This is a genomic window from Bacillus horti (assembly GCF_030813115.1).
Classification (GTDB): Bacteria; Bacillota; Bacilli; order Caldalkalibacillales; family JCM-10596; genus Bacillus_CH; species Bacillus_CH horti.
In genome coordinates, this window is sequence record NZ_JAUSTY010000012.1 from 1 (window position 1) to 20103 (window position 20103).

17 protein-coding genes are annotated in these 20103 nt (G+C 41.4%); 10 read left to right on the top strand and 7 right to left on the bottom strand.

Annotation, left to right across the window (positions count from 1 at the left end; translation table 11 throughout):
* The coding region (locus tag J2S11_RS14000; protein ID WP_370875524.1) for a group II intron maturase-specific domain-containing protein at positions 1-250 on the top strand (250 nt) is incomplete at its 5' end.
* Positions 251-325: 75 nt separating this feature from the next.
* Here J2S11_RS14000 and J2S11_RS14005 read toward each other — a convergent pair.
* From J2S11_RS14005 to J2S11_RS14020, 4 genes are all read right to left on the bottom strand, one after another.
* Complete coding sequence (locus J2S11_RS14005; protein ID WP_307395577.1) at positions 326-763, bottom strand: copper amine oxidase N-terminal domain-containing protein; 438 nt, start codon at positions 761-763, stop codon at positions 326-328.
* 169 nt (positions 764-932) lie between these two features.
* Positions 933-1100: a hypothetical protein gene (locus J2S11_RS14010; RefSeq protein WP_307395578.1), complete on the bottom strand. Its 168-nt coding sequence runs from the start codon at positions 1098-1100 to the stop codon at positions 933-935.
* Between the two features lie 29 nt (positions 1101-1129).
* Positions 1130-1924 (bottom strand): M56 family metallopeptidase, encoded by a 795-nt coding sequence (locus J2S11_RS14015; RefSeq protein ID WP_307395580.1) that lies wholly within the window; start codon positions 1922-1924, stop codon positions 1130-1132.
* Positions 1924-2304 (bottom strand): BlaI/MecI/CopY family transcriptional regulator, encoded by a 381-nt coding sequence (locus J2S11_RS14020; RefSeq protein ID WP_307395582.1) that lies wholly within the window; start codon positions 2302-2304, stop codon positions 1924-1926. The genes J2S11_RS14015 and J2S11_RS14020 overlap by 1 nt, the downstream gene beginning before the upstream one ends.
* Before the next feature lie 175 nt (positions 2305-2479).
* Here J2S11_RS14020 and J2S11_RS14025 point away from each other — a divergent pair, with 175 nt between their 5' ends.
* Positions 2480-3601 (top strand): copper amine oxidase N-terminal domain-containing protein, encoded by a 1122-nt coding sequence (locus J2S11_RS14025; protein WP_307395584.1) that lies wholly within the window; start codon positions 2480-2482, stop codon positions 3599-3601.
* 711 nt (positions 3602-4312) lie between these two features.
* Positions 4313-9430: an S-layer homology domain-containing protein gene (locus J2S11_RS14030; RefSeq protein WP_307395586.1), complete on the top strand. Its 5118-nt coding sequence runs from the start codon at positions 4313-4315 to the stop codon at positions 9428-9430.
* A gap of 225 nt (positions 9431-9655) precedes the next feature.
* Here the strand turns inward: J2S11_RS14030 and J2S11_RS14035 are convergent, their stop codons facing one another.
* The gene (locus tag J2S11_RS14035; RefSeq protein WP_307395588.1) at positions 9656-10750 is read right to left on the bottom strand and encodes a response regulator; all 1095 of its coding nucleotides are present in this window, start codon (positions 10748-10750) and stop codon (positions 9656-9658) included.
* 491 nt (positions 10751-11241) lie between these two features.
* On the opposite strand from J2S11_RS14035, the gene J2S11_RS14040 reads away from it, so the two are divergent.
* Entirely contained in the window at positions 11242-11925 is a 684-nt protein-coding gene (locus tag J2S11_RS14040) for a hypothetical protein (protein ID WP_307395589.1), read from the top strand.
* A gap of 281 nt (positions 11926-12206) precedes the next feature.
* The gene (locus J2S11_RS14045; RefSeq protein WP_307395591.1) at positions 12207-13121 is read left to right on the top strand and encodes a hypothetical protein; all 915 of its coding nucleotides are present in this window, start codon (positions 12207-12209) and stop codon (positions 13119-13121) included.
* Positions 13122-13277: 156 nt separating this feature from the next.
* Here the strand turns inward: J2S11_RS14045 and J2S11_RS14050 are convergent, their stop codons facing one another.
* On the bottom strand, positions 13278-13646 hold the full coding sequence (locus J2S11_RS14050; RefSeq protein ID WP_307395593.1) for a GAF domain-containing protein: 369 nt from the start codon (positions 13644-13646) through the stop codon (positions 13278-13280).
* A gap of 128 nt (positions 13647-13774) precedes the next feature.
* Between J2S11_RS14050 and J2S11_RS14055 the strand changes: the two genes are divergently transcribed.
* The 5 genes from J2S11_RS14055 to J2S11_RS14075 all read left to right on the top strand — a co-directional run bounded on the left by J2S11_RS14055 (position 13775) and on the right by J2S11_RS14075 (position 19213).
* Complete coding sequence (locus J2S11_RS14055) at positions 13775-14740, top strand: DNA-3-methyladenine glycosylase family protein (protein ID WP_307395595.1); 966 nt, start codon at positions 13775-13777, stop codon at positions 14738-14740.
* 86 nt (positions 14741-14826) lie between these two features.
* Positions 14827-16437, top strand: coding sequence for a 23S rRNA (uracil(1939)-C(5))-methyltransferase RlmD (rlmD, locus tag J2S11_RS14060; protein WP_307395597.1), 1611 nt, complete (start codon positions 14827-14829; stop codon positions 16435-16437).
* Positions 16438-16580: 143 nt separating this feature from the next.
* Positions 16581-17327 carry a type II toxin-antitoxin system Phd/YefM family antitoxin gene (locus J2S11_RS14065; protein WP_307395599.1) on the top strand — a complete coding sequence of 249 codons (747 nt, stop codon included), beginning with the start codon at positions 16581-16583 and terminating at the stop codon, positions 17325-17327.
* Positions 17328-17553: 226 nt separating this feature from the next.
* The gene (locus J2S11_RS14070) at positions 17554-18345 is read left to right on the top strand and encodes a class I SAM-dependent methyltransferase (RefSeq protein ID WP_307395602.1); all 792 of its coding nucleotides are present in this window, start codon (positions 17554-17556) and stop codon (positions 18343-18345) included.
* Between the two features lie 376 nt (positions 18346-18721).
* A complete protein-coding gene (locus J2S11_RS14075) occupies positions 18722-19213 on the top strand; it encodes an NUDIX hydrolase (protein WP_307395604.1) in 492 nt (163 codons plus the stop codon).
* 146 nt (positions 19214-19359) lie between these two features.
* Here J2S11_RS14075 and J2S11_RS14080 read toward each other — a convergent pair whose 3' ends face one another.
* Complete coding sequence (locus J2S11_RS14080) at positions 19360-20019, bottom strand: TetR/AcrR family transcriptional regulator (RefSeq protein WP_307395606.1); 660 nt, start codon at positions 20017-20019, stop codon at positions 19360-19362.
* Between the last annotated feature and the right edge of the window lie 84 nt (positions 20020-20103).

A 20103-nucleotide genomic window follows, 5' to 3' on the forward strand; every position in this document is an offset into this window, starting at 1 on the left:
AGATGAATGGATACGAAGAAGATTGCGAATGTGTATTTGGAAACAATGGAAGAACCCACGGACGAAAGTTAAAAGGCTTAAAGCCCTTGGAACTTTAAGAGCTAAAGCTTATGAGTGGGGAAATTCCCGTAAGGGATATTGGAGAATTGCTAGTAGTCCAATACTTCATAGAGCTTTAAACAACCGTTATTGGTCATCTATGGGTCTACGAAGTTTAGGGGCAAGATACGACTCCTTACGGAGTACTTAATGAACCGCCGTATACCGAACGGTTTGTACGGTGGTGTGAGAGGTCGGGGGTTAGTCACCCCCTCCTACTCGATTGCTACTCTTGAGTAAATGTAGCGGTGCGGCTTTCGCTGTCCCACCCGACTTTAATACCGAGGGTTTCAGCAAGCTGTCTAACGGGCAAGAATGTCACATTGTTCCGAATCATAGGAGATACTCCTTCAAGACTTACGCTATCCCCGTCAACCAGCATGTCTTGACTTCCGATATGCATAATAATGATTCTACTGTCTTTGGTTAAAGTTATTTTGGCTTCGCTTTGCTCCCATTCCACATCAAAACCAAATGCATCTGCCAAAGCCCGTAAAGGGATCATTGTCCGGCCATTTTCGATAAAGGGTTCGACCCCAATTCCAGTAACAGTGTGCAAATAGTTCTCTTCCACAAGGACTAAAACACGGTTTTTCATGGCTTCATCGCATGAGGGAAGATCTAGGGCAACTTCATTACCATCAATGAATAGACCCAGGTTCACGGAAGATCCGTCTCTGGTATTACTCGTACATGAAGGTCTAGGCTCTATCTCTGACCAGAAAAATCCTTCAGCCGCATGAACAGAAGTGCCGATCACTAAAGCAAACAACATCAATACAGCGACGGTTTTTATTCTTATCGTTTTCAAAACGGTATCAGCTCCGTATTATTTATGGTTTAAGTAAATCGGCAACATTAAAAGTGGCAACCCCATCTTGATTGTAAAGATCAATTTGTGTTAAACCTTCGAATAAAGTGGCCAGTTCATCTGTTTCACCCTTGCGCTTTAAGTCGGTAACGTACCCCTCTGGCACAGAGAGTCCTTTCTCGATGTGCATTCTAACTCGCTCCACGATTTCGCCTGTCGTCATTTGGATAAAAGTGTTTCTCCGTATAATCTGCGACTTTCCATATCCATTTCTTGTACTACTTTTTCATCGCAAGACAGTTCACAGTAAATATTTATCTGTCTACAAAGTGAGTAGATAACCGGATTAAACCAGTGAATCGAATTAGCCAGCAAAACGATGAACTTCACTAATAAATCACGACGCTTCAGGTGAATAAGTTCATGAGAAAGGATCATCGACAGTTCTTTTTTTCCAAGCTGTGTATCAGGCATCACAATAACGGGATTCAGAAAACCAATAACCATAGGTGTCATTGCATTCGGGCTTACAAATACCTTAACGGATTTTATGTCTACGTTTGTCACGTGGGCATTCTGAAAGATCGACCGTTTAAAAACCCAATAATTTTTTACATTTACGGCAAGGAAAACAATGATGCCCGCTATCCAAATAGCTAATGAGATTAAAGTTATATCTTTGATATCTCCAAGTTGTAGCAAAGAATCAATCATTGTTTTCATAAAAGATGAACTGCTAGCTGCAGTATGTTCAATTAGAGATACCTGTGCAATTTGTATAGTTGATTCAAAAGGAACTGTTACACTTTTACTCATTAAGATCGAACGAATAAACGAAATCACTCTGTTTACAATTTCCGTGCCGCCAAGAAGGAAAAAAACGGGAATTAAAGCTGTATAGTAATGCCAAGATTGCGAAAAATACTTTTGTGTAATTGGACATATACAGCGTTGAAAAATCCAAATGACCGATCCGACGAATGAAGCAATAAATAGAGTCAGTAACAATTCCATCATTCTTCACCTTTTTTTTGTTTGAACCACTCTCTTAGCTCAGCGATGTCTTTCTTACTAAATTCATCATCATTGACCAGCGCTGTAATAAAATTTTTCACTTTCCCATTGTATAGGCGGTTGAGAAAGGTTTGGGTTTCAATCTTGCGATACTGTTCCATTGTCACCGAAGTGTGGTAATAGTTTACTTTACCATCCAATGTTTTTGTTAAAAATCCTTTTTCAATCAATCGCTTTAAAAGGGTTGACATGGTTGATGTTTTCCAATCTTTATCTTCAAAAATATCAAGGAGTTTAGAAACCGTAACTGGTGTCCCTTCCTTCCAAATCACCTCCATGACTTCCATTTCAGTTTCAGATAATTTTCCTAAATTTTTCATTGGGTGCGCACCTCAAATTATTAATGCGACAAATTGTCGTATTTAGAATATACGACAATTTGTCGCAGGTGTCAACATTAGTAATTATAGCTCCATTTTTCATCACCTTTGAAACATCCTGGGCTTTGCAGCGTCCAATACTATAACAAGCAAGTGAGAAAGTGAGGATTCCATTATGAAGAAAAAAATAACTTCGTTACTGGTTACAACAGCTGTGTGTGCTTCATTAACGGGCACATCCTTTGCAACTCCCACAGGCAATGTGGATGTGTTAGTCAACGGGGAATCATTACATATGCTCGTTCCGCCTGTTATCCAGCAAGGACGTGCGTTGGTTCCGGTAAGAGAAATTTCGGAGGCGTTAGGTTACACGGTTAGCTGGGATAGAGATACCCAGACTGTATATTTGAATAACCAAAATGAAGTGACCAATAAGTACAATTCAAGCAATGAAAGAATCATTATCAACGGCAATCCAATTGCCTCAGAGATTCCTCCACAAGTCATTAACGGAAGAACGATGGTTCCAATTCGTGCTATTTCCGAAGCGACGGGGGCTAATGTGCAGTGGGATCAACAAAATCGTCGGGTAATCGTTGATACATCGGGTAGTACTATTTCTTTTCCTGAAGAGCTCGCTGTGAATTTTGAAACAGCTATACTAGAGAAGGTTGACCAAATAAAAACTATACCTTCTGATTGGGAGAAGAAAGGTTCTATCGAATTAGGTCAAGTGGATCGATCAGATATTGTTTTGGATTTATATGAACATGACTTACATTCCATCCCGAGTATTAACGGGGTGTTTACTTACAAAAATCAGCAATACTTTTTGTACGATTTGAATTGGGGAACCATTAATGAAATCGAAAATCAAAATTTGAATTTAGAGATTGGTTCAGACAATAATCAATTACAGGTGGTCGCTTCTATAGGAGTGGAGTATGTATCACAGCTCTTAGTTTTTAACCAAACGAATCAAGAGTGGCTGGTTATGTTCGTTCCAGGTGAAGTTGTTGCAAGTGAAAGCTCCGGTATATACACGCAGTTTCCGGGAAAAGGATTAAACCCTGCTACTGCTTTCCTTTATCGTTTTCAAAACGATGAGCTTGTTGTAGCCGATATTAACAAATCCTTCCGTTCTTTTGTGGATAGCCACAATATACCCGTGGAGTGGATTACAACAAAATATCAAGTCACCGCAGGAGAATCTCACATTAACGTATCCTTGATTAAGGACGGGAAAGAAGAAAATCAATCGTATATTCTTGATGGCAATACTCTGAAATTGCGATAATCTAGCGTGTTATCATTAATCAAGATAACAAATCAGTGAAGCAATGATCATTCGTCAGACGGAAGAGGTTTTGAAAAAGGGGATGATCCCTAAAATGGATATGTAATAGATTACTTAATTAATATATCCTGTATATTAATATCTTTTGGAACACTTAATAGCAGTGGAGAACGGCTCTTTGAACCGCTCTCCACTGCTATTGGAGCATGTATGGAATTATAACTGGGGCAGGACTAAATTCCAATGAAGCTAATTTTAATGATCAATCATTAGCAATCAATAGATTCGAAGAATTGAAAACTGTCGGTTAATATGTGAATGGATAGTATGAAGAGTTTTGATAAGTAAAAAGTTTGCTCCCCTCCGAAGTAAGCTTTTTAAATGTACAGAGATCCGTCATATCAAAGCCGAACGGCTGCCTACTCCGCACGACCAACTTCCTCAGCTCTTTGTTTGTAAAAGTGAATTTCTAAGAAAACCATGGAGAAGAGCCTCAAACCACCAGAGGCTCTTTCATTTTGCCAAGGTATCACATTCAAGAGGGCATTAGACGTATTCCATATAGGACTAAGGATACATTTGTTTATTCTATGTTTATTCACGTGTTGTACTATGATGCCATTACTTATCAATTAAGGTCGAATCCCGCCGATAGGGTGTCGAGGAGACATTAGTTAGAATTCACAATAAATGACGAAGGAGAGTAGAAGGATGACCCGAAAGAGGATAAGCATATTAAAAGTGTTTTTTGTGGGATTTCTCGTTTTAACCATGCTTTTGCCTAATTTTGCAGTTGGTGGACAAACGGCAATGGCAGCGTCAGCGGATCTCAGTGAAAATACGTACAGTTTCAGCATGAGCAGCGGCAGCGTGACTAGAGGCGAGACAGTAACGGTAACTGCAGCTGGCTCTGGGCAATCAATATCCGATCCCTCGAATGGTGACCAGCGATACATTCCGTTCATGTTTGGAGCGAGTATTCCAGGTGTTCATGCTATTAACAGAGAGTTTAATGGAAGCAATACTGTCGATTTCATTCCAACGGTTGCAGGGGATTGGAACGTAGAAATTGGATTCATGTTGCAGGAATTTAATGCTTCAACCCAACAATGGGTGAATCAGTGGCAATTTGATTTTAGCTTCGACACTTTTACTGTGAACGCTTCACCGAACCCCGCCGATGAGAGTGAAAACAGCTTCAGTCTCAGTGAGACCAGGGCGGTTGAAGGTACTTCCATAACATTAACCGCTACAGGAGATCGGCAAAATATAACGGTCGGAGAGGCTAATGGAGCTGAGCGCTTTATCCCGAAAAGCTGGCGGTGGAGGACGACGAGTGGAACATTTAGCAATGATGAATCGGGTAACTATACTGCCCCTTTTTCACTGACAGAAGTCGGAGATGTTTTTATTGAGGCTATTTTTGCTTTAGAGAAATGGGATAGCGCAAGCGGCACTTGGCAAGAGACCAGCATACAAACTACATTAACGGAAAGGGTACAGGTGAGCCGAGCGCCGATAGAGGTGGATCCTGACAATAATTCTGTAAGTGTAAGCACTGTAAATGTTATTTATGTAGGTGAATCGGGATTCTCAATTACCGTCAGAGGAGACAGGCTAGGAGCGCCGGATCTGATACCCGGTGATACGAGGTATACGCCTATTCAGTGGAGAATAATAGAAACTGGTGAGGGAGAAAATTGGTTTCATTATCAGATTCCATCCGTAGCTACTGCTTCATATTTTCCTCAAGCAGTAGGCAAATATACGGTTGAAGTTACCTACAAGAAGGAACAGTATGACAATGGTTTCTGGACTGATATGAATGATAATGATATCAAGACTGCCACTACTGTTTTCGTGTCAGAACGCCCAACGCTTGCGGACATTAATAACAACAATGCTGAGTTAAGCGCAAGCATCATCAAGGAAGGTAGCACGGTCACAGTAACCGCAGAAGGCGATCGGCAGTCAGAGGATGGCGTATGGCATTTAGATGAAAAATATTATCCAGCAAGATGGATGTTGTTTACAGCCGACGGAATAGAACAGGATCTCGGAAATATTAATCATAACAGCGTTCAAGATATTTATTCTTCCGTAATCTCCTCATTAACGGAAGGCGAATATCAGTTAAGGGTATTTTTTAGGAAGCGAACGTTTGATTATAAAGCTGAAATCTGGTTAGATGTTTCCGGAGAGGTGTTCAGGAGTTATGACTTAACGGTAATGCCGGTGGCGAAACCGGAAAACAATATGTTAAGCGCAACTCCAAGCTCAGAAGTCACTTCTGGGGACAGTTTCACGTTGACTGCTATCGGGGACCGGCAATCCGAAATTGGATCTTTTGATGGCAATGAAAGATTTATTCCGGTAAGCTGGGCATTAACGGATGGGACGTCGGATTTGTTTATCTTAAACGACGAAAGCTATACATCCCAATATACGCCTTTAGCGGCGGGAACCCAAACAGTAACGGCAACCTATAAAAAGCAGGAATGGAATGCTACCGACAATCAATGGGAAGACACTGGCGAAACGGATACGAAATCCATAGATTTGACGGCCAAGGCAATTATTGCAGACTCTTCAAGCAATACAATCATCGCTAACCCTAGCGGTGTAGAGTCAGGAGAGATTGTTACGCTGATGGCTGCTGGAGATCGGCAATCGGCAGATGGTGTGTTAGTCGATGATGAGCGTTACGTGCCGGTAAGCTGGAGCTCGACAGAGAGCGGCAAGACGGGAACGTTTATATTAGACAATAATGACAATTACACAGATGATTATATACCTTCGGCCGCTGGAAGCTATACGGTCACAGCGACATTCCAGAAGCAAACCTGGAATGGAACAGAGTGGATCGATGTTACGGATGAGACGGATACGAAGACAACAATGGTGACAGTAACAGCCGCAACTAACCCGCCGGATCCAACTGAACCACCGGACCCAACTGAGCCGCCGGATCCAACTGACCCAACGGAAGCGAACGCTGGCAAAAACAGCGTCAGTGCAAACCCGAGCAGTGTAACGTCTGGAGAAACGGTCACACTTACGGCTGAAGGCGACCGACAATCAGCAGCGGACGGTGAATTAGAGGGTGACGAGCGTTATGTTCCGGTAACCTGGAGCTCGACGGAGAGTGGCAAAATGGGCACATTCACGAAAGACAATAGTGACAACTACATGGCTGATTATATACCTTCGGCCGCTGGAAGTTATACAGTCACAGCGTTATTCCAGAAGCAAGCTTGGAATGGAAACGAGTGGGTGGCGGTTCCCAATGAAACGGATACGAAGACAACAATGCTGACAGTAACAGCCGCAACAGAACCACCGGACCCAACAGAACCACCGGACCCAACTGAGCGAACCGAAGCGAACGCTGACAACAACAGCGTCAGTGCAAGCCCGAGCAGTGTAACGTCTGGAGAAACGGTCACACTTACGGCTGAAGGCGACCGCCAATCAGCGGACGGTGAATTAGAGGGTGACGAGCGTTACGTGCCGGTAAGCTGGAGCACAACAGAGAATGGCGAGACAGGAACGTTTACGAAAGACAACAACGACAATTATACGTCATCGTACACACCTTCGGATGAAGGAAGCCATACAGTAACGGTGACGCTCCAGAAGCAAATCTGGATTGGTACAGAGTGGATCGATGTTGTGGATGAGACGGATACGAAGACTACACTGGTCACAGTAACAGCCGCAACAGAACCACCGGACCCAACAGAACCACCGGATCCAACTGAACGAACGGAAGCGAACGCTGACAACAACAGCTTCAGTGCAAGTCCGGGGAGCGTAACTTCGGGCGAAACGATTACACTAACAGCTACTGGAGATAGGCAATCGGCTGACGGTGAATTTGTCGGAGACGAGCGTTATGTGCCAGTAAGCTGGGGCTCGACGGAGAGCGGCAAGATGGGCGCGTTCACGAAAGACAATAACGACAACTACATGGCTGATTATATACCTTCCGCCGCTGGAAACTATACAGTCACGGCGTTATTCCAGAAGCAAATCTGGAATGGTTCAGAGTGGATCGATGTTGTTAATGAGACGGATATGAAGACAAAACTGGTGACAATCACAGATCCCCCGGACCCAACAGATCCTACAAACCCGACGGATCCTGCGGAACCGAACGCAGACAACAACACTGTCAGCGCAAGCCCGAGCAGTGTAACGTCTGGCGAAACGATCATACTTAAGGCTGAGGGCGACCGCCAATCAGCGGACGGCGAATTTGTCGGAGATGAGCGTTATGTCCCAGTAAGCTGGAGCTCCACAGAGACTGGCAAGAAGGGTAATTTCACAAAGGACAACAATGGTACCTACAAGGCTACCTATCAGCCATCGGCTGTTGGAAGTTATACGGTCACGGTGACATTCCAGAAGCAAACATGGAATGGTACGGCTTGGATCGATGTGAGCGGAGAGACAGATATCAAAACAATAGTTGTAACCATTAGGAGTGGTGGCTCTAGTTCAAGCCCAGATCCTACTCCTACTCCGTTGCCATCAACAGGAGGATCTTCAATATCCGAGGGTTCAAGCGGATCTGAAACAGGCGTCATTGTTTTGGTTAATGGCAAACCTGAAAATGCGGGTACAGCAAGAGAGACAACAATTAACGGTCAATCGGCGATGATGATCATCGTTGACCAAAAAAGGCTTGAGGAAAAGCTTGCGGCTGAAGGATTTGGTGCAGTCGTAACGGTACCTGTGAGCACGATTTCTGATCTGGTTGTAGCTCAGCTTAGCGGTCGATCAATCCAGGAAATGGAGGAACTGCAGGCTACTCTTGTTTTACACGCGGATAGCGCAATATACACTGTGCCTTCAGTTCGGATCAATATGAATGAGCTATCGAAGCAATTTGGTACGAACGTTTCGCCTCAGGATATCAACATAGAGCTTCAATTTGGAACAACGACGGTCGATATGGCGAAGGTTGTCGAGCAAACGGCAACGAAAGGAAACTTTACGCCGGTAATGCCAGCAATGGATTTTATGGTTAAGGGCATCTATGGAGACAAGACGGTAGATATTACAACTTTCAGCGTATACATTGAACGTGCTATTGCAATTCCGGACGGTGTTGATCCGAACAGGATTACAACTGGTGTCGTCGTCGATCCGGATGGTACCTCACGCCATGTGCCGACCAAGGTCTCAGTGATCGATGGCAGGTATTACGCCGTCATCAACAGTTTGTCCAACAGCACGTACTCGGTCGTGTGGCACCCTCTCCAATTTAGTGATGTAGAGAATCATTGGTCGAAAGATGCGGTGAACGACATGGGGTCCCGTATGGTTGTTGAAGGAGTCGGTAATGGCAAGTTCAATCCCAATCGTGATATTACTCGTGCCGAATTTGTTGCGATTATGGTTCGCGGGCTGGGGTTAAAACCAAACAAAGGTGTTGCTCCTTTCTCGGATGTCAAGGTAACAGATTGGTATAATAGCGCAATCAGTACGGCATCCGCATATGGATTAATTGACGGTTTCGAGGACGGTACGTTCCGCCCGAACGACAAGATCACACGGGAACAGGCAATGGTCATCGTCACCAATGCGATGAAGATTACCGGACTAAGTGAGAAGCTTTCAGTACAATCGGCTGAATCGCTGCTAAGTCAGTTTGCAGATGCATCCGCTTCGTCCAATTGGGCGAGGAGCAGTATTGCGGACAACATTCAAGCAGGCATCATCATGGGAAGAAGCGACACGCAGCTTGCTCCGAAAGCGTTCATTACAAGGGCAGAGGTTGCGGCGGTTATCCAACGCTTGCTTCAAAAATCAGATCTGATCTAATAGTAAGTCTCAAAAAAGAGACCTGGAATCCATTGATTCCAGGTCTCTTTTGCGCTGCATGCTCAGCAGGGTTCATTTTTTAGAACATCCTTTAATTCCACTAACAATGAAAACGTTGGGTGGACACCGTCTAGCTAAAGCTCTCTTGCGAAATCAATAGGAAGGCGAACCGTAAAAACAATATGTAGCAGCCGACTAATAGCGGTAACATAGTAACGTATCAACTCAACGCAACAGCTCCCTAATTTTCGGATCAGGTTGCGTCTTCAGCTCACGCTGCATCGTTTCCTCTAAATCTCGATAATGCCGAATCGCTTCGTTTCTTCTGCCAAGCTCCAGAAGAAGGCGAATCGCTTCGACGTTAATATCCTCTCTGATTGCGTCAAGCTTCAGAATTTCGTTATAGTAATGCAAGGAGCGAGGCAATTGATTTCGCTGTCGGTAATAATGGGCCATTAAGTCGAGCAGCTCGATATACTGCATTTCAAGATGGCGAGTATATTCAATAGCCCATTCATAGTCTTTGCCTTTGAGTAGCGTTCCAGTATATAACGCCTCTGTCCGCTCAAGCAAGTGAGCATTGTGCTCAGGGCTCCGCCTAATCACCTTAAGCATGCGTTCAAATTCATACAGATCGCAATTTATCCCATCATCATTTAACCGAATAGTATTGCCTTCTGTCACGATACGGCGATGGTACTTGTTAACATCGATTGCCTTACGAATATAGTACAGTGTGGAATTCAGGTTTTTCCACGCTTTGTCAGGCTCAAGCTCGCTCCATAAAGTCTCAATGATTTCTTCTCTGCTCGCCGTTCGCTTGCAAACCAAAAAGGCAAATAATTCTTCCGTTTTAGGGCTGCGCAGCTTGATCATTCTCTTTCTTCCCTCGGCAGGCAGGGTAATTGCCAGCCCGCTGAAGAGAGCAATCTCCAGGGACGGCTCTACTTCAACAGTCTGGTGCAACATTCTGATCCTCGCCATCGTTGAAACCAGCCGTTCTGATGTGACTGGCTTCATGACATAATCCAAAGCGTTCATTTCGAATGCTTTCACTGCATATTGGTCAAAGCCAGTCACAAAGACAATATTGATCGCAGGATGAATGTTCAGTAACAAGCCTGACAAGTTCATCCCGTTTATATCCGGCATGGAAATATCCAGAAAAGCAATGTCTACAGTATGCCCTTTCGCATACTCGTACGCCTCTTGCGGATTAGTGAAGGTAGCGATTACGCTAATCTCGTGATAATCAGCTAGAATACGCTTCAATCGCTTTACGGCCAACTCTTCATCGTCTACAATCATAATTCGTAGCATGTGTCCAACCTTCTTTCAAAAAAACTTAGCAGGAAACGAAATCACAATTCGCGTGCCTTCGTCTTCCTTGCTTTCTATCTCCACATATGTACTTTTATGATACGAATGATGTTCTTTTATTGTCTTCTATTTTAGTTTCTAGCTCTGAGCAAATTCTGAACAATTTCGACTATATACGACATAAATATACATATCTCTTATCATTTAAAAGAAACTCTCCTTTGTTAGCTGGGATATGGTAACATAGTTTTAGAAATAGGTGGAAAAAGATAGACTCCACCCAATAAATGTGGCTTACTTTATAGAATATTCAGGGAAGAATTAATAGAAAAAGGTAAGATAAAGGAGCATATTTTTACTTTTAAAGCTGTTGAATTATGTACAAGGATATGGGTAATTAATAATATACGTGGATGAATTCAAGCGAATGTGGCTTCAGGACTTACAAAGTAAATCTAATAATTTCTATAAAATTATGGGGCGGAGAGATAATGGAGACTCTAAGTATCTACTTTCATAAAGATTTTGATGGGCTTGCTTCAGCAGCATTATTAAGTAAGATACTCGAAAAATCAGGGACTTACTTAAGTTATGATTATTTTCCAATAGATTTTGATGTAAGAGACGAGTGGTTAAGCCATTCGTTAAGGAGACCTGCAGCAGTACTTGATTTTTTCTATCATCCAGAGGTATCCTATTTTTTTGATCATCATGCTACTAGTTTCATAGATCATATACATAAGGTGAATTATGTTGAAACGGACACCATTATTTTGGATACAAGTTTTAAATCAACACCATCAATTTTAAAATACAAATTTTCTACTGTTTTTAATTTTGAACCATTTAAAGAACTAATTAGATGGTCAGATATTATTGATAATATTTGTATTTATGATCAAAGTGATACAGCACTACCCCTTCAACGTTTTTTACCTTATTATTACTACCCAAGTGTTGACTATACCATTTCCCTTTATAAAAAGTATCATGATTTTTCCGTTGTAATCAGCTATAATCCTTGGAAAAAAGAAAATAATCCCTTTCACTTAGGAGAAATGGCAAAAGAGTATGGGGGTTATGGAAGAGAAAATGCTGGTGGAATTTTATGTAAAACACATGAAGAAGCTACAGTTAAAATGGAATCTATTTTTAAAGAATTAATTAGGAGATAAAACAGACGAACACCCCTCACCTATCCAAAAGTAACCTCTATTAATCATATTAGCGTCAACATGAAGATGAAAAGTTTGACTATTACCCTTAACGACTAGACTACAATCATCCTTCTCGCTACAGCCAAGTTTTCAAGTTAGTAACTTTTTAGTTAGGTTAAACGTCTATAGAACTTTCTCTATTCGGTAGAAAGATGGTTGGCAAATTACGTAGGGATGGCCAGGTGACAATTAGTATAGAACAGGTTTATGATTATTAAAACGAAAGCGAAGTGATAACTATGAAGATAAAAGCGGTGATCATTTCACTTCTCATAGTGCTGCTACTTCTTGCTGCATGTCAAGCAGAAGAAAGTGGAGGAGATCAAAATGATGGGACTGATACTATTAGTGGGCTAGGGGAGTTTGTAATTACGTCTGTAAGCGACGACAACTACGTTATTTATCATGATGGGGAAGAACAATCAGTTGATGAAAATTACATACCTGTTTTTGTGAACGGTGAATTAGTTAAATATGCTGGTATCCTACATAATGGACACTTTTTAGTACAGATTGGAATAGCATCTGAATTATTAGGCACAGAGCTTATAAATGATAATGGTAGCTGGTCTATCGAAAATGATCAGCACGCGATTAAGTTTGTTGAGAATAAAGGGATGGTAGAAGTAAATGAGGACAGTGAAAGCATTATAATTGAGAATACCAATGATTCAACATACATCGATTTAGAAGCGCTCACCTCCCGATTAGATTGGGTTGTTTCCTATTATCACAAAGATATGGATGAAGACCATCAATCATTGGTGCGTCACAATCATGCCATTTATTTGGATCAGGCGCTCAAAGAAGAAATGATCGAAACCGAAGAAGCTGGACTTCAATTAGCGAAAGAATTAGCTACAGAAGCTCTAGAAAATTTTACAGCTAGTTTAAGAGAGAATCTTGAGGAATCGGGGGAAGACCCAACGAGAATGGATTCGTCCTTAGAAATAATAGAAGATGATATACACAATATGGCTTTTGTAAGTGAAGTTTCAAAATATTATATGTATGATATGGATGTATATCGTGTTTTCGTTGATCGAACAAATGGAGATGTATATGTTAACTATGACATGGGGAGAGCAGCTTTCATGGTTTTAGTTGATCTCAATGATCCGCATTTATTCACACCACTTTATTTGATTGGTTAGCCTTACGCACAACTAAGAAAACTAAAGGTGGAAACTATTGTTCGCTTCTAAAATTTCTACCCCATAAAAAAACAAAGATAACCTTTGAAAGCACTGGCTATCTTTGTTTTCTTTTAATAAAAAGCATCGTATCTTCCATTCCAAATATTAATAGCTTCAATGAGTAAATAGCTTGCTCCCCAGCTCCGAAGTAAGCTTTTTCAAAGTAGAAAGATCGGTCACATCAAAGCAAATAGGCTGCTTGCTACGAACAACCAATTTCCCTAGCTCCATGTCTTCTTGCTCCTGTTTATGTATAGGAATACGTAATTCAGCATTAGACTCCCAAGCGAGTGTATCCTTTGTGCAGGAGGCCGCTTCAAGCACCATCTGCTCCCCTTTGTTTAAGTACAACCCTACCCAGTCGAAATAGGACACCTGCTCATGTAACGTGCGCACCAAGCACTGTAAGGTTTCTTTCATATCCGTAGTCTGATATACTTGCGCTAAAATCTCTAACGAGGCAATATCCGTTTTAATTGACATCCCCAATTCCCCTTTATTTATATATATTGTTAAACTTGATCATACGGCTATTTTATCAGATGATAGAGACAGATGATTCTTGTAAGTTAAGGAAATTCTGCTGGTAACGAATGGAGAAGGTGAAGAAGATGAACAAATCTACTCTCGAAAATAAAGGATTTGAGGTGTTTCCAAGAGCACCTTATGATATGGAAAAAGTCATGCTCAAAAACGGAGCAGACCCACACTTTGTACTAGATTGGGAGAAAAAGAAGCTAACATTTCCGATGCGTGTAAAAGAAAGGGCAGAAGAGAAGAACTGGAAGAAAACCGTTGTATCCATAACGAGTCTAGGAACTGTAGACAAACCTAAGCTCTTTGTTGAGATAAAAGGTGAGCCATTAAGCAAACCTGGATTGAATTGGCTTGCACAGCATTTAACGTTTCAATTTCAGTGGGAATCGGATGTGCTAGAGCGATTTTATGAGGATATGCAGGGTAATTCAAAGCTATATAACGTCCTTCAGGAGCATCGTGGCTTGCCCCTTGTTTTAGATGAAGGGATCTACGAGGGCTTAATTAAGACAATTATTCATCAACAGCTCAATCTGAAATTCGCCCAACAGCTTGTCGTTTCGTTGGCTCATGAGTTTGGTGAAAAGCTTGAGGTGGACGGAAGAGACTATTATTTTATTCCTACACCTTCTCAGTTAGCTACAGTACCAGTAGAAATACTAAGGACAAAGAAATTTAGTCAGCGGAAGGCAGAATATATTACAGGTATAGCTCAGAAAGTCTCCTCAGGAGAACTAAACTTTGACGAGCTGAGCTCTTTATCCAATGAAGCGTTTATTCAACAGTTAAGTAAAGAAAGAGGAATTGGAGTATGGACGGCGGAGTGTATTTTATTATATAGTTTAGCACGACCAGATTTGTTTCCGGCAGGAGATCTAGGTATCCGAAATGCGGTTCAACGATTAGAAGGACTAGCAGAACGTCAAACGATTGAGGAATGCCGATTGTGGGCCAAGCCCTATGAACGGTGGGGTAGTTATCTTTCCATTTATTTATGGGAATCCTTGGGGAATAACAGGCTGAAGGCGGAAGAGATGTAAGGATATTAAGGAAGCATTAGCATTTCTTCAATGAATAGAGGCATATAACGAGTAATACTGAAACTTTAATAGAAAAGGACAACAATATGCAAAAGGATAGAAGCAACATTAATTTTAAAAAGAATAATAAGCATAGATCGGACAAAACGAAGCAAAGCAAAGGTAATAAGAGCTTTGGAGATCAACAGAGCTCCACGAAAGATAAAGGTCCACAGAATAAAAATGCCCAAACTAAACGCACTAACAATAAATACAAAAACACTTATAACACAAGTGGCGGACCATCCTCTAAGCAGGGAGAAAACTCCAAACCAGCTCATTCTCAGGTGAGGATTGGTCAAGAGATTACTCTCACGATAAGAAGGCTAGGGATTAATGGAGAGGGAGTAGGCTATTTTAAAAAGCAGGTTGTCTTCGTCGATGGTGCACTTCCAGAAGAAGTTGTCATCTGTACGATTACAGACATTGCTCCGAAGTTTGCTACAGCCAAGCTAAAGAAGATTAGAACAGCTTCTTCTGACAGAGTTCTACCTCCATGCCCTATTTATTCAAGCTGCGGGGGCTGTCAGCTACAGCATTTGTCCTACGAAGGACAGCTTAAGGAGAAAAAGGATCAAGTGATTCAAGCGTTCGAGCGCTACACGTCCTACACAGGAGAAACTCTACCTATTAAAGACACTGTAGGGATGGAAGATCCTTGGGGTTATAGGAATAAGGGACAGCTACAGGTTGGAAAGGTAGGGGATCAAGTGATTGCAGGGTTGTACAAGCAGGGCAGTCACGAGCTCATTGATCTATCTGAGTGTGCTGTACAGCATCCCAAAACAAATGAAGTGATCCAGAAAACGAAGGAGATTTTACAGAAGCTAAATATCCCTGTCTATAATGAACGGAAGCGTACGGGAGTGATCCGTACAATTGTCACTAGAATCGGATTTGAAACAGGTCAGCTTCAATTGGTTTTAGTGACTAGAACGAAAGAAATACCTAACTTGCAAGAGTTGTTATTAGATTTGAGGTTTGCTCTACCCGAGGTGAAAAGCATTGTTCAAAACATTAACTCCTCGAAAACCTCAACGATCTTTGGTGATGAAACAATCATGCTGTGGGGAGAAGAGAGGATTGAGGAACAGCTAGGAGATTTAGCTTTTTCCTTGTCGCCACGTGCTTTCTTTCAGTTGAATCCTATTCAAACCAAAAAGCTGTATAACAAAGTGAAGGAGTATGCTCAGCTTTCAGGTAGCGAAATTGTTGTAGATGCTTATTGTGGAGTAGGTACGATTGGACTCTGGCTTGCTGACGGGGCAAAGGAAATCCGTGGGATGGACGTTATTCCTGAAGCGATTGAAGATGCGCGAGAAAATGCTCTGAAGAGTGGAGTAGAGAATGCTCTTTATGAGGTTGGGAAAGCAGAAACCTGGTTGCCTAGGTGGGTAAAAGAAGGCTATGCTCCAGATGTTATTGTGGTTGATCCACCACGAACGGGCTGTGACGATCAGCTATTGAAGGCGATTATTCAAGTAAAGCCAAAGCGTTTGGTTTATGTATCCTGTAATCCTTCTACCTTAGCTAAGGACTGTAAGCAGCTACTTGCTGCTGGCTTTGAGCTGAAGGAAGTAACTCCGTATGATATGTTTCCGCATACTAGTCATGTGGAGTCTGTAATATTGATGGAAAGGAGGGGCGAGCCTAAATAGGCTACGCTCCTTTGTTTTAGTGTAATGGGCGGAATGCAACGAATTGAGTATAATCTTGCAAACTAATAATCGTACGAATATTAGGAGGTGGTGGTGATTTATCGTACGATGTGTTATCATATTCGTATGAGGAGGTATGAGCGATGAAAACGACAAAGGTAATTACAGCAACGGAACTTAAAACAAATTTGGGTAAATATCTTGATTATGTAGCGGAAGATAATGAAGTGGTGATTACCAAAAATGGTGCAAAATCCGTACGATTGACGCCATATTTGACAGATATCGAACGATATTTTACGGTGAAGGAGAGATCGCCGGATTATCAGTATGGGGGCAAGAAGGTCTCTTATGCGGAATTTATGGAGATTTATGAAAAAAGCGACCTGAGAATGGAGTTCATTAATGGCGAGATTGTGCTACTTGGCTCTCCCAACACGTTTCATCAAGATATTTCTGGGAATTTGTATGTGCAACTGAGGCCCTACTTAAAGGGGAAGCGCTGCAAAGTGTTCTACGCTCCGTTTGATGTCCATTTTTATAAGAAAGACTTCGACACGCCGGATGTCATGCAGCCTGATCTGCTCATCGCTTGCGACACGGAAAAAGCGGTAAATGAGAAGGATCGTTACATGGGTACGCCCGATCTCTGCATTGAGATATTGTCAAAGAGTACCCGCTCCAAAGACATGGTCGACAAATTGAACACATATATGTTGTCCGGGGTGAAAGAGTTCTGGATTGTCGATCCAGTCAAACGATCTGTTCTGGTGTACGGATTTCAAGATTGCTCGATTGAAGAATATACGGTTTATACCGAAGGGGACACACTGACTTCTTATACGTTCGATGGATTGAGAATTGACGTTGAGGAAATATTTGCGTCTTGATTAAAAAGCAGACGTTCTCTATTTAATTACTTTGCCAGCAATCCGATTGTGTTATGAAGCTTACTTGAACTTTAACGGCACTGTGAACTTTATGTTAGGGGTGCTTTTTTGCTTTAAAATACAATAAAAGCGGGTATTGACCAATTATTTCCTTATTGTTAAAATGAGGTGTTCCATTATAAACTATGTGTACGCCGAGTATTTTATAGAGAAGAGGTTGAAAATCTTGATTGACTACGGTGCAAATTTATTTAAAGGTACCTCTTTGTATTACTCTCGTTACAGACCACTCTATCCTTCGTCTCTTGTTCGGTTTTTGGTTAACAAGTTTTCACTTAACGGCGAAGGCAGATTGCTTGATTTGGGATGTGGAACGGGTCAGCTAGCTTTAAGATTCAGTGATTGGTTTGAAGAAATGATAGGCGTAGATACTGAACCCGAGATGATAGATGAAGCAATCCGATTGTCCAACGATAATAGGGTGAAAAACGTTAGATGGTTGGAAGGCAAGGCGGAAGAAAAGTCAAGCGATTGGGGTTCATTTCGGCTAATTTTAATTGCAAAGGCATTTCATTGGATGGATAGGGAGTCAATCCTTGAAATTCTATATAAAAGTTCTGACGATAATAGCGGTATTGCTATTATTGATAATTATAATGTGAAACAAGAACCCTTACTTTGGCAACTTAAGGTAAATGAAATAGTAAAACGTTGGCTCGGGAACGAAAGAAAAGCAGGTGACACCATGTATACGCCTCCAAAGGAAAGGTTCGAGGACACCGTAGCGAAATCAAGATTTATAAATGTAGAAAGACATCTTTTACCGAGTTATTCCTACACATGGACAGTAGAATCTATAATCGGAAACCTCTACTCCACATCATTTGCTTCAAAACGTCTTTTTGGCGAAAACCTAGAGCGATTTGAAACGGAGTTAAAATCCGCTTTATTCGACATTGACTCTACTGGCGTGTTTACTGAAGAACTATCCGTAAGTGTGATTACTGCTTTTAAGTAAAGTGAAGTGATTTTAGGGCTATATTTAGGAACCTGCCACTGTCGGTTCCTTTTTGTTGCCACTGTCTTCTCAACAAGTGTGGAGTGTGGAGTGTTGTGTGTTGCTTATTAGTAAGTAGTTAATTTTGGCCAAATTTTATTAACTTTTGAAAGCTCAGGAGTTGTTACTGCTGAGCTTTTTTGAGTGGAAGGGTCATGATGGTTCTGCTGTTTTTTTGGTAATGGGCAGTCACACAAAAAGCCCCATAAAAAATGGTCTAGGCTCTAGGTCATGAATATGATATATGTACAAAAAATCGCTAGAATCATTTTTAAGGAAGGAAATTACAGGGAAAACATAGAAAAAGAAGATAATCTGATGAAATGGAGGTTTTGTAATGGCATTCCCGACACATATCGTATCTGCAGGAGGAATTGTAGAAGATGGAGATGGAAATATCCTATTAGTAAAAGCCCATGACGATGGATGGGTGTATCCTGGTGGAATTATAGAAGTTGGAGAAAACCTTATTGATGGGGTGATTCGTGAAATCAAAGAGGAAAGTGGGATAGATGCGGAAGTTAGCCATTTAATTAGTGTTATTTCCAATACTGCGATCCATAAGTGGTATGACGGTGTGACGGATGTGCCTACGAAAGTAATGTTTGATTTTGTGTGCAGAGCTGTGGGTGGAGAGCTAGCTACATCGACTGAAGAATCGAGTGAATGCAGATGGGTTTCAAAAGGAGATGTTCTGAACTTGATTACTTTACCAGCAATCGGATTGCGTTATGAAGCTTACTTGAACTTTAAAGGTTCTGTAAACTATACGGAGTACGTCACTGCTACAACATCAGAATGTAATGTTAAGCTTCAAAAGCATATTTAGTGATAAGATGCTGTGGTATGCTACTTAGTTGGTTTCATCTATGGGAAACAACCGATAGTTTCTTGGTGCGGAAAGGTTTTATTTTCATATGACACATAAAAAGGCTGCCAATGGCAGCCTTGAAATATTTTATAGAGGCAGTAAATTTATTTGTTTGCTTTCAGTGTAGGATCTAAGTAGCTAACCGTATAAGCAACAAATTCAGCAACTTGGTCAACAAACTGAATAGGTTCATAATGGATTCCAGATTGCTCCATGGCTTCTTTTTGAATGGGTGCAGGGGATGTATAAGGGAATAACCCAATTACATAATGGGATTGTAGTTGAAGGAATTTATTAATCGTTTTATCGTCCCATGCAGGGAAAACCATTTTCATTACACCACTTAACTCGTTCATTACCCCAAGATATTGTTTTTTAAAATCTACCAGTCTTTCGAGAGTAACATTTCTCTCAATCATGGTGAAGAGCATGGAAATAAGCTTTAAGAAACGTGGGTGTCGATCTAAAGCTTCTGCCCATTGACGTGCAAAAGCTGGGATGTCGTGAGTCATTTCAGTAACAAAGGTTTGCTTAATATCATAAAGCATACCGTCAAATTCATCCAGAGCCACCAGAAGATAAATTTCTTCCTTTGAAGAGATATATTTATATAAATTTCCGCGAGTAAAGGTTGTTTCTTTAGCGATTTTAGCTAAGTCTATTTCATGAAACTGCTCTGTATCAAAAAGCTTTATCGCCGCATTTTTAATTTGCTCTACTCGAATCTTTCGTTGCTCAGCATTTCTTACACGGTCAAATTCCATCTTGCATATCTCCTTTCGTAAAAAATTATAGCACATTAGTCTTGCGAAAACATAAGTATGCATCTATAATATGATTTAAGTAAC

Bases quoted from the DNA above. Each gene is read 5' to 3' on its own strand.
- rlmD (WP_307395597.1), top strand. From the start codon at position 14,827: ATGCAAAAGGATAGAAGCAACATTAATTTTAAAAAGAATAATAAGCAT.
- J2S11_RS14020 (WP_307395582.1), bottom strand. From the start codon at position 2,304: ATGAAAAATTTAGGAAAATTATCTGAAACTGAAATGGAAGTCATGGAG.
- J2S11_RS14010 (WP_307395578.1), bottom strand. From the start codon at position 1,100: ATGCACATCGAGAAAGGACTCTCTGTGCCAGAGGGGTACGTTACCGAC.
- J2S11_RS14075 (WP_307395604.1), top strand. From the start codon at position 18,722: ATGGCATTCCCGACACATATCGTATCTGCAGGAGGAATTGTAGAAGAT.
- J2S11_RS14025 (WP_307395584.1), top strand. From the start codon at position 2,480: ATGAAGAAAAAAATAACTTCGTTACTGGTTACAACAGCTGTGTGTGCT.
- J2S11_RS14050 (WP_307395593.1), bottom strand. From the start codon at position 13,646: ATGTCAATTAAAACGGATATTGCCTCGTTAGAGATTTTAGCGCAAGTA.
- J2S11_RS14045 (WP_307395591.1), top strand. From the start codon at position 12,207: ATGAAGATAAAAGCGGTGATCATTTCACTTCTCATAGTGCTGCTACTT.
- J2S11_RS14055 (WP_307395595.1), top strand. From the start codon at position 13,775: ATGAACAAATCTACTCTCGAAAATAAAGGATTTGAGGTGTTTCCAAGA.
- J2S11_RS14080 (WP_307395606.1), bottom strand. From the start codon at position 20,019: ATGGAATTTGACCGTGTAAGAAATGCTGAGCAACGAAAGATTCGAGTA.
- J2S11_RS14040 (WP_307395589.1), top strand. From the start codon at position 11,242: ATGGAGACTCTAAGTATCTACTTTCATAAAGATTTTGATGGGCTTGCT.
- J2S11_RS14015 (WP_307395580.1), bottom strand. From the start codon at position 1,924: ATGGAATTGTTACTGACTCTATTTATTGCTTCATTCGTCGGATCGGTC.
- J2S11_RS14030 (WP_307395586.1), top strand. From the start codon at position 4,313: ATGACCCGAAAGAGGATAAGCATATTAAAAGTGTTTTTTGTGGGATTT.
- J2S11_RS14035 (WP_307395588.1), bottom strand. From the start codon at position 10,750: ATGCTACGAATTATGATTGTAGACGATGAAGAGTTGGCCGTAAAGCGA.
- J2S11_RS14065 (WP_307395599.1), top strand. From the start codon at position 16,581: ATGAAAACGACAAAGGTAATTACAGCAACGGAACTTAAAACAAATTTG.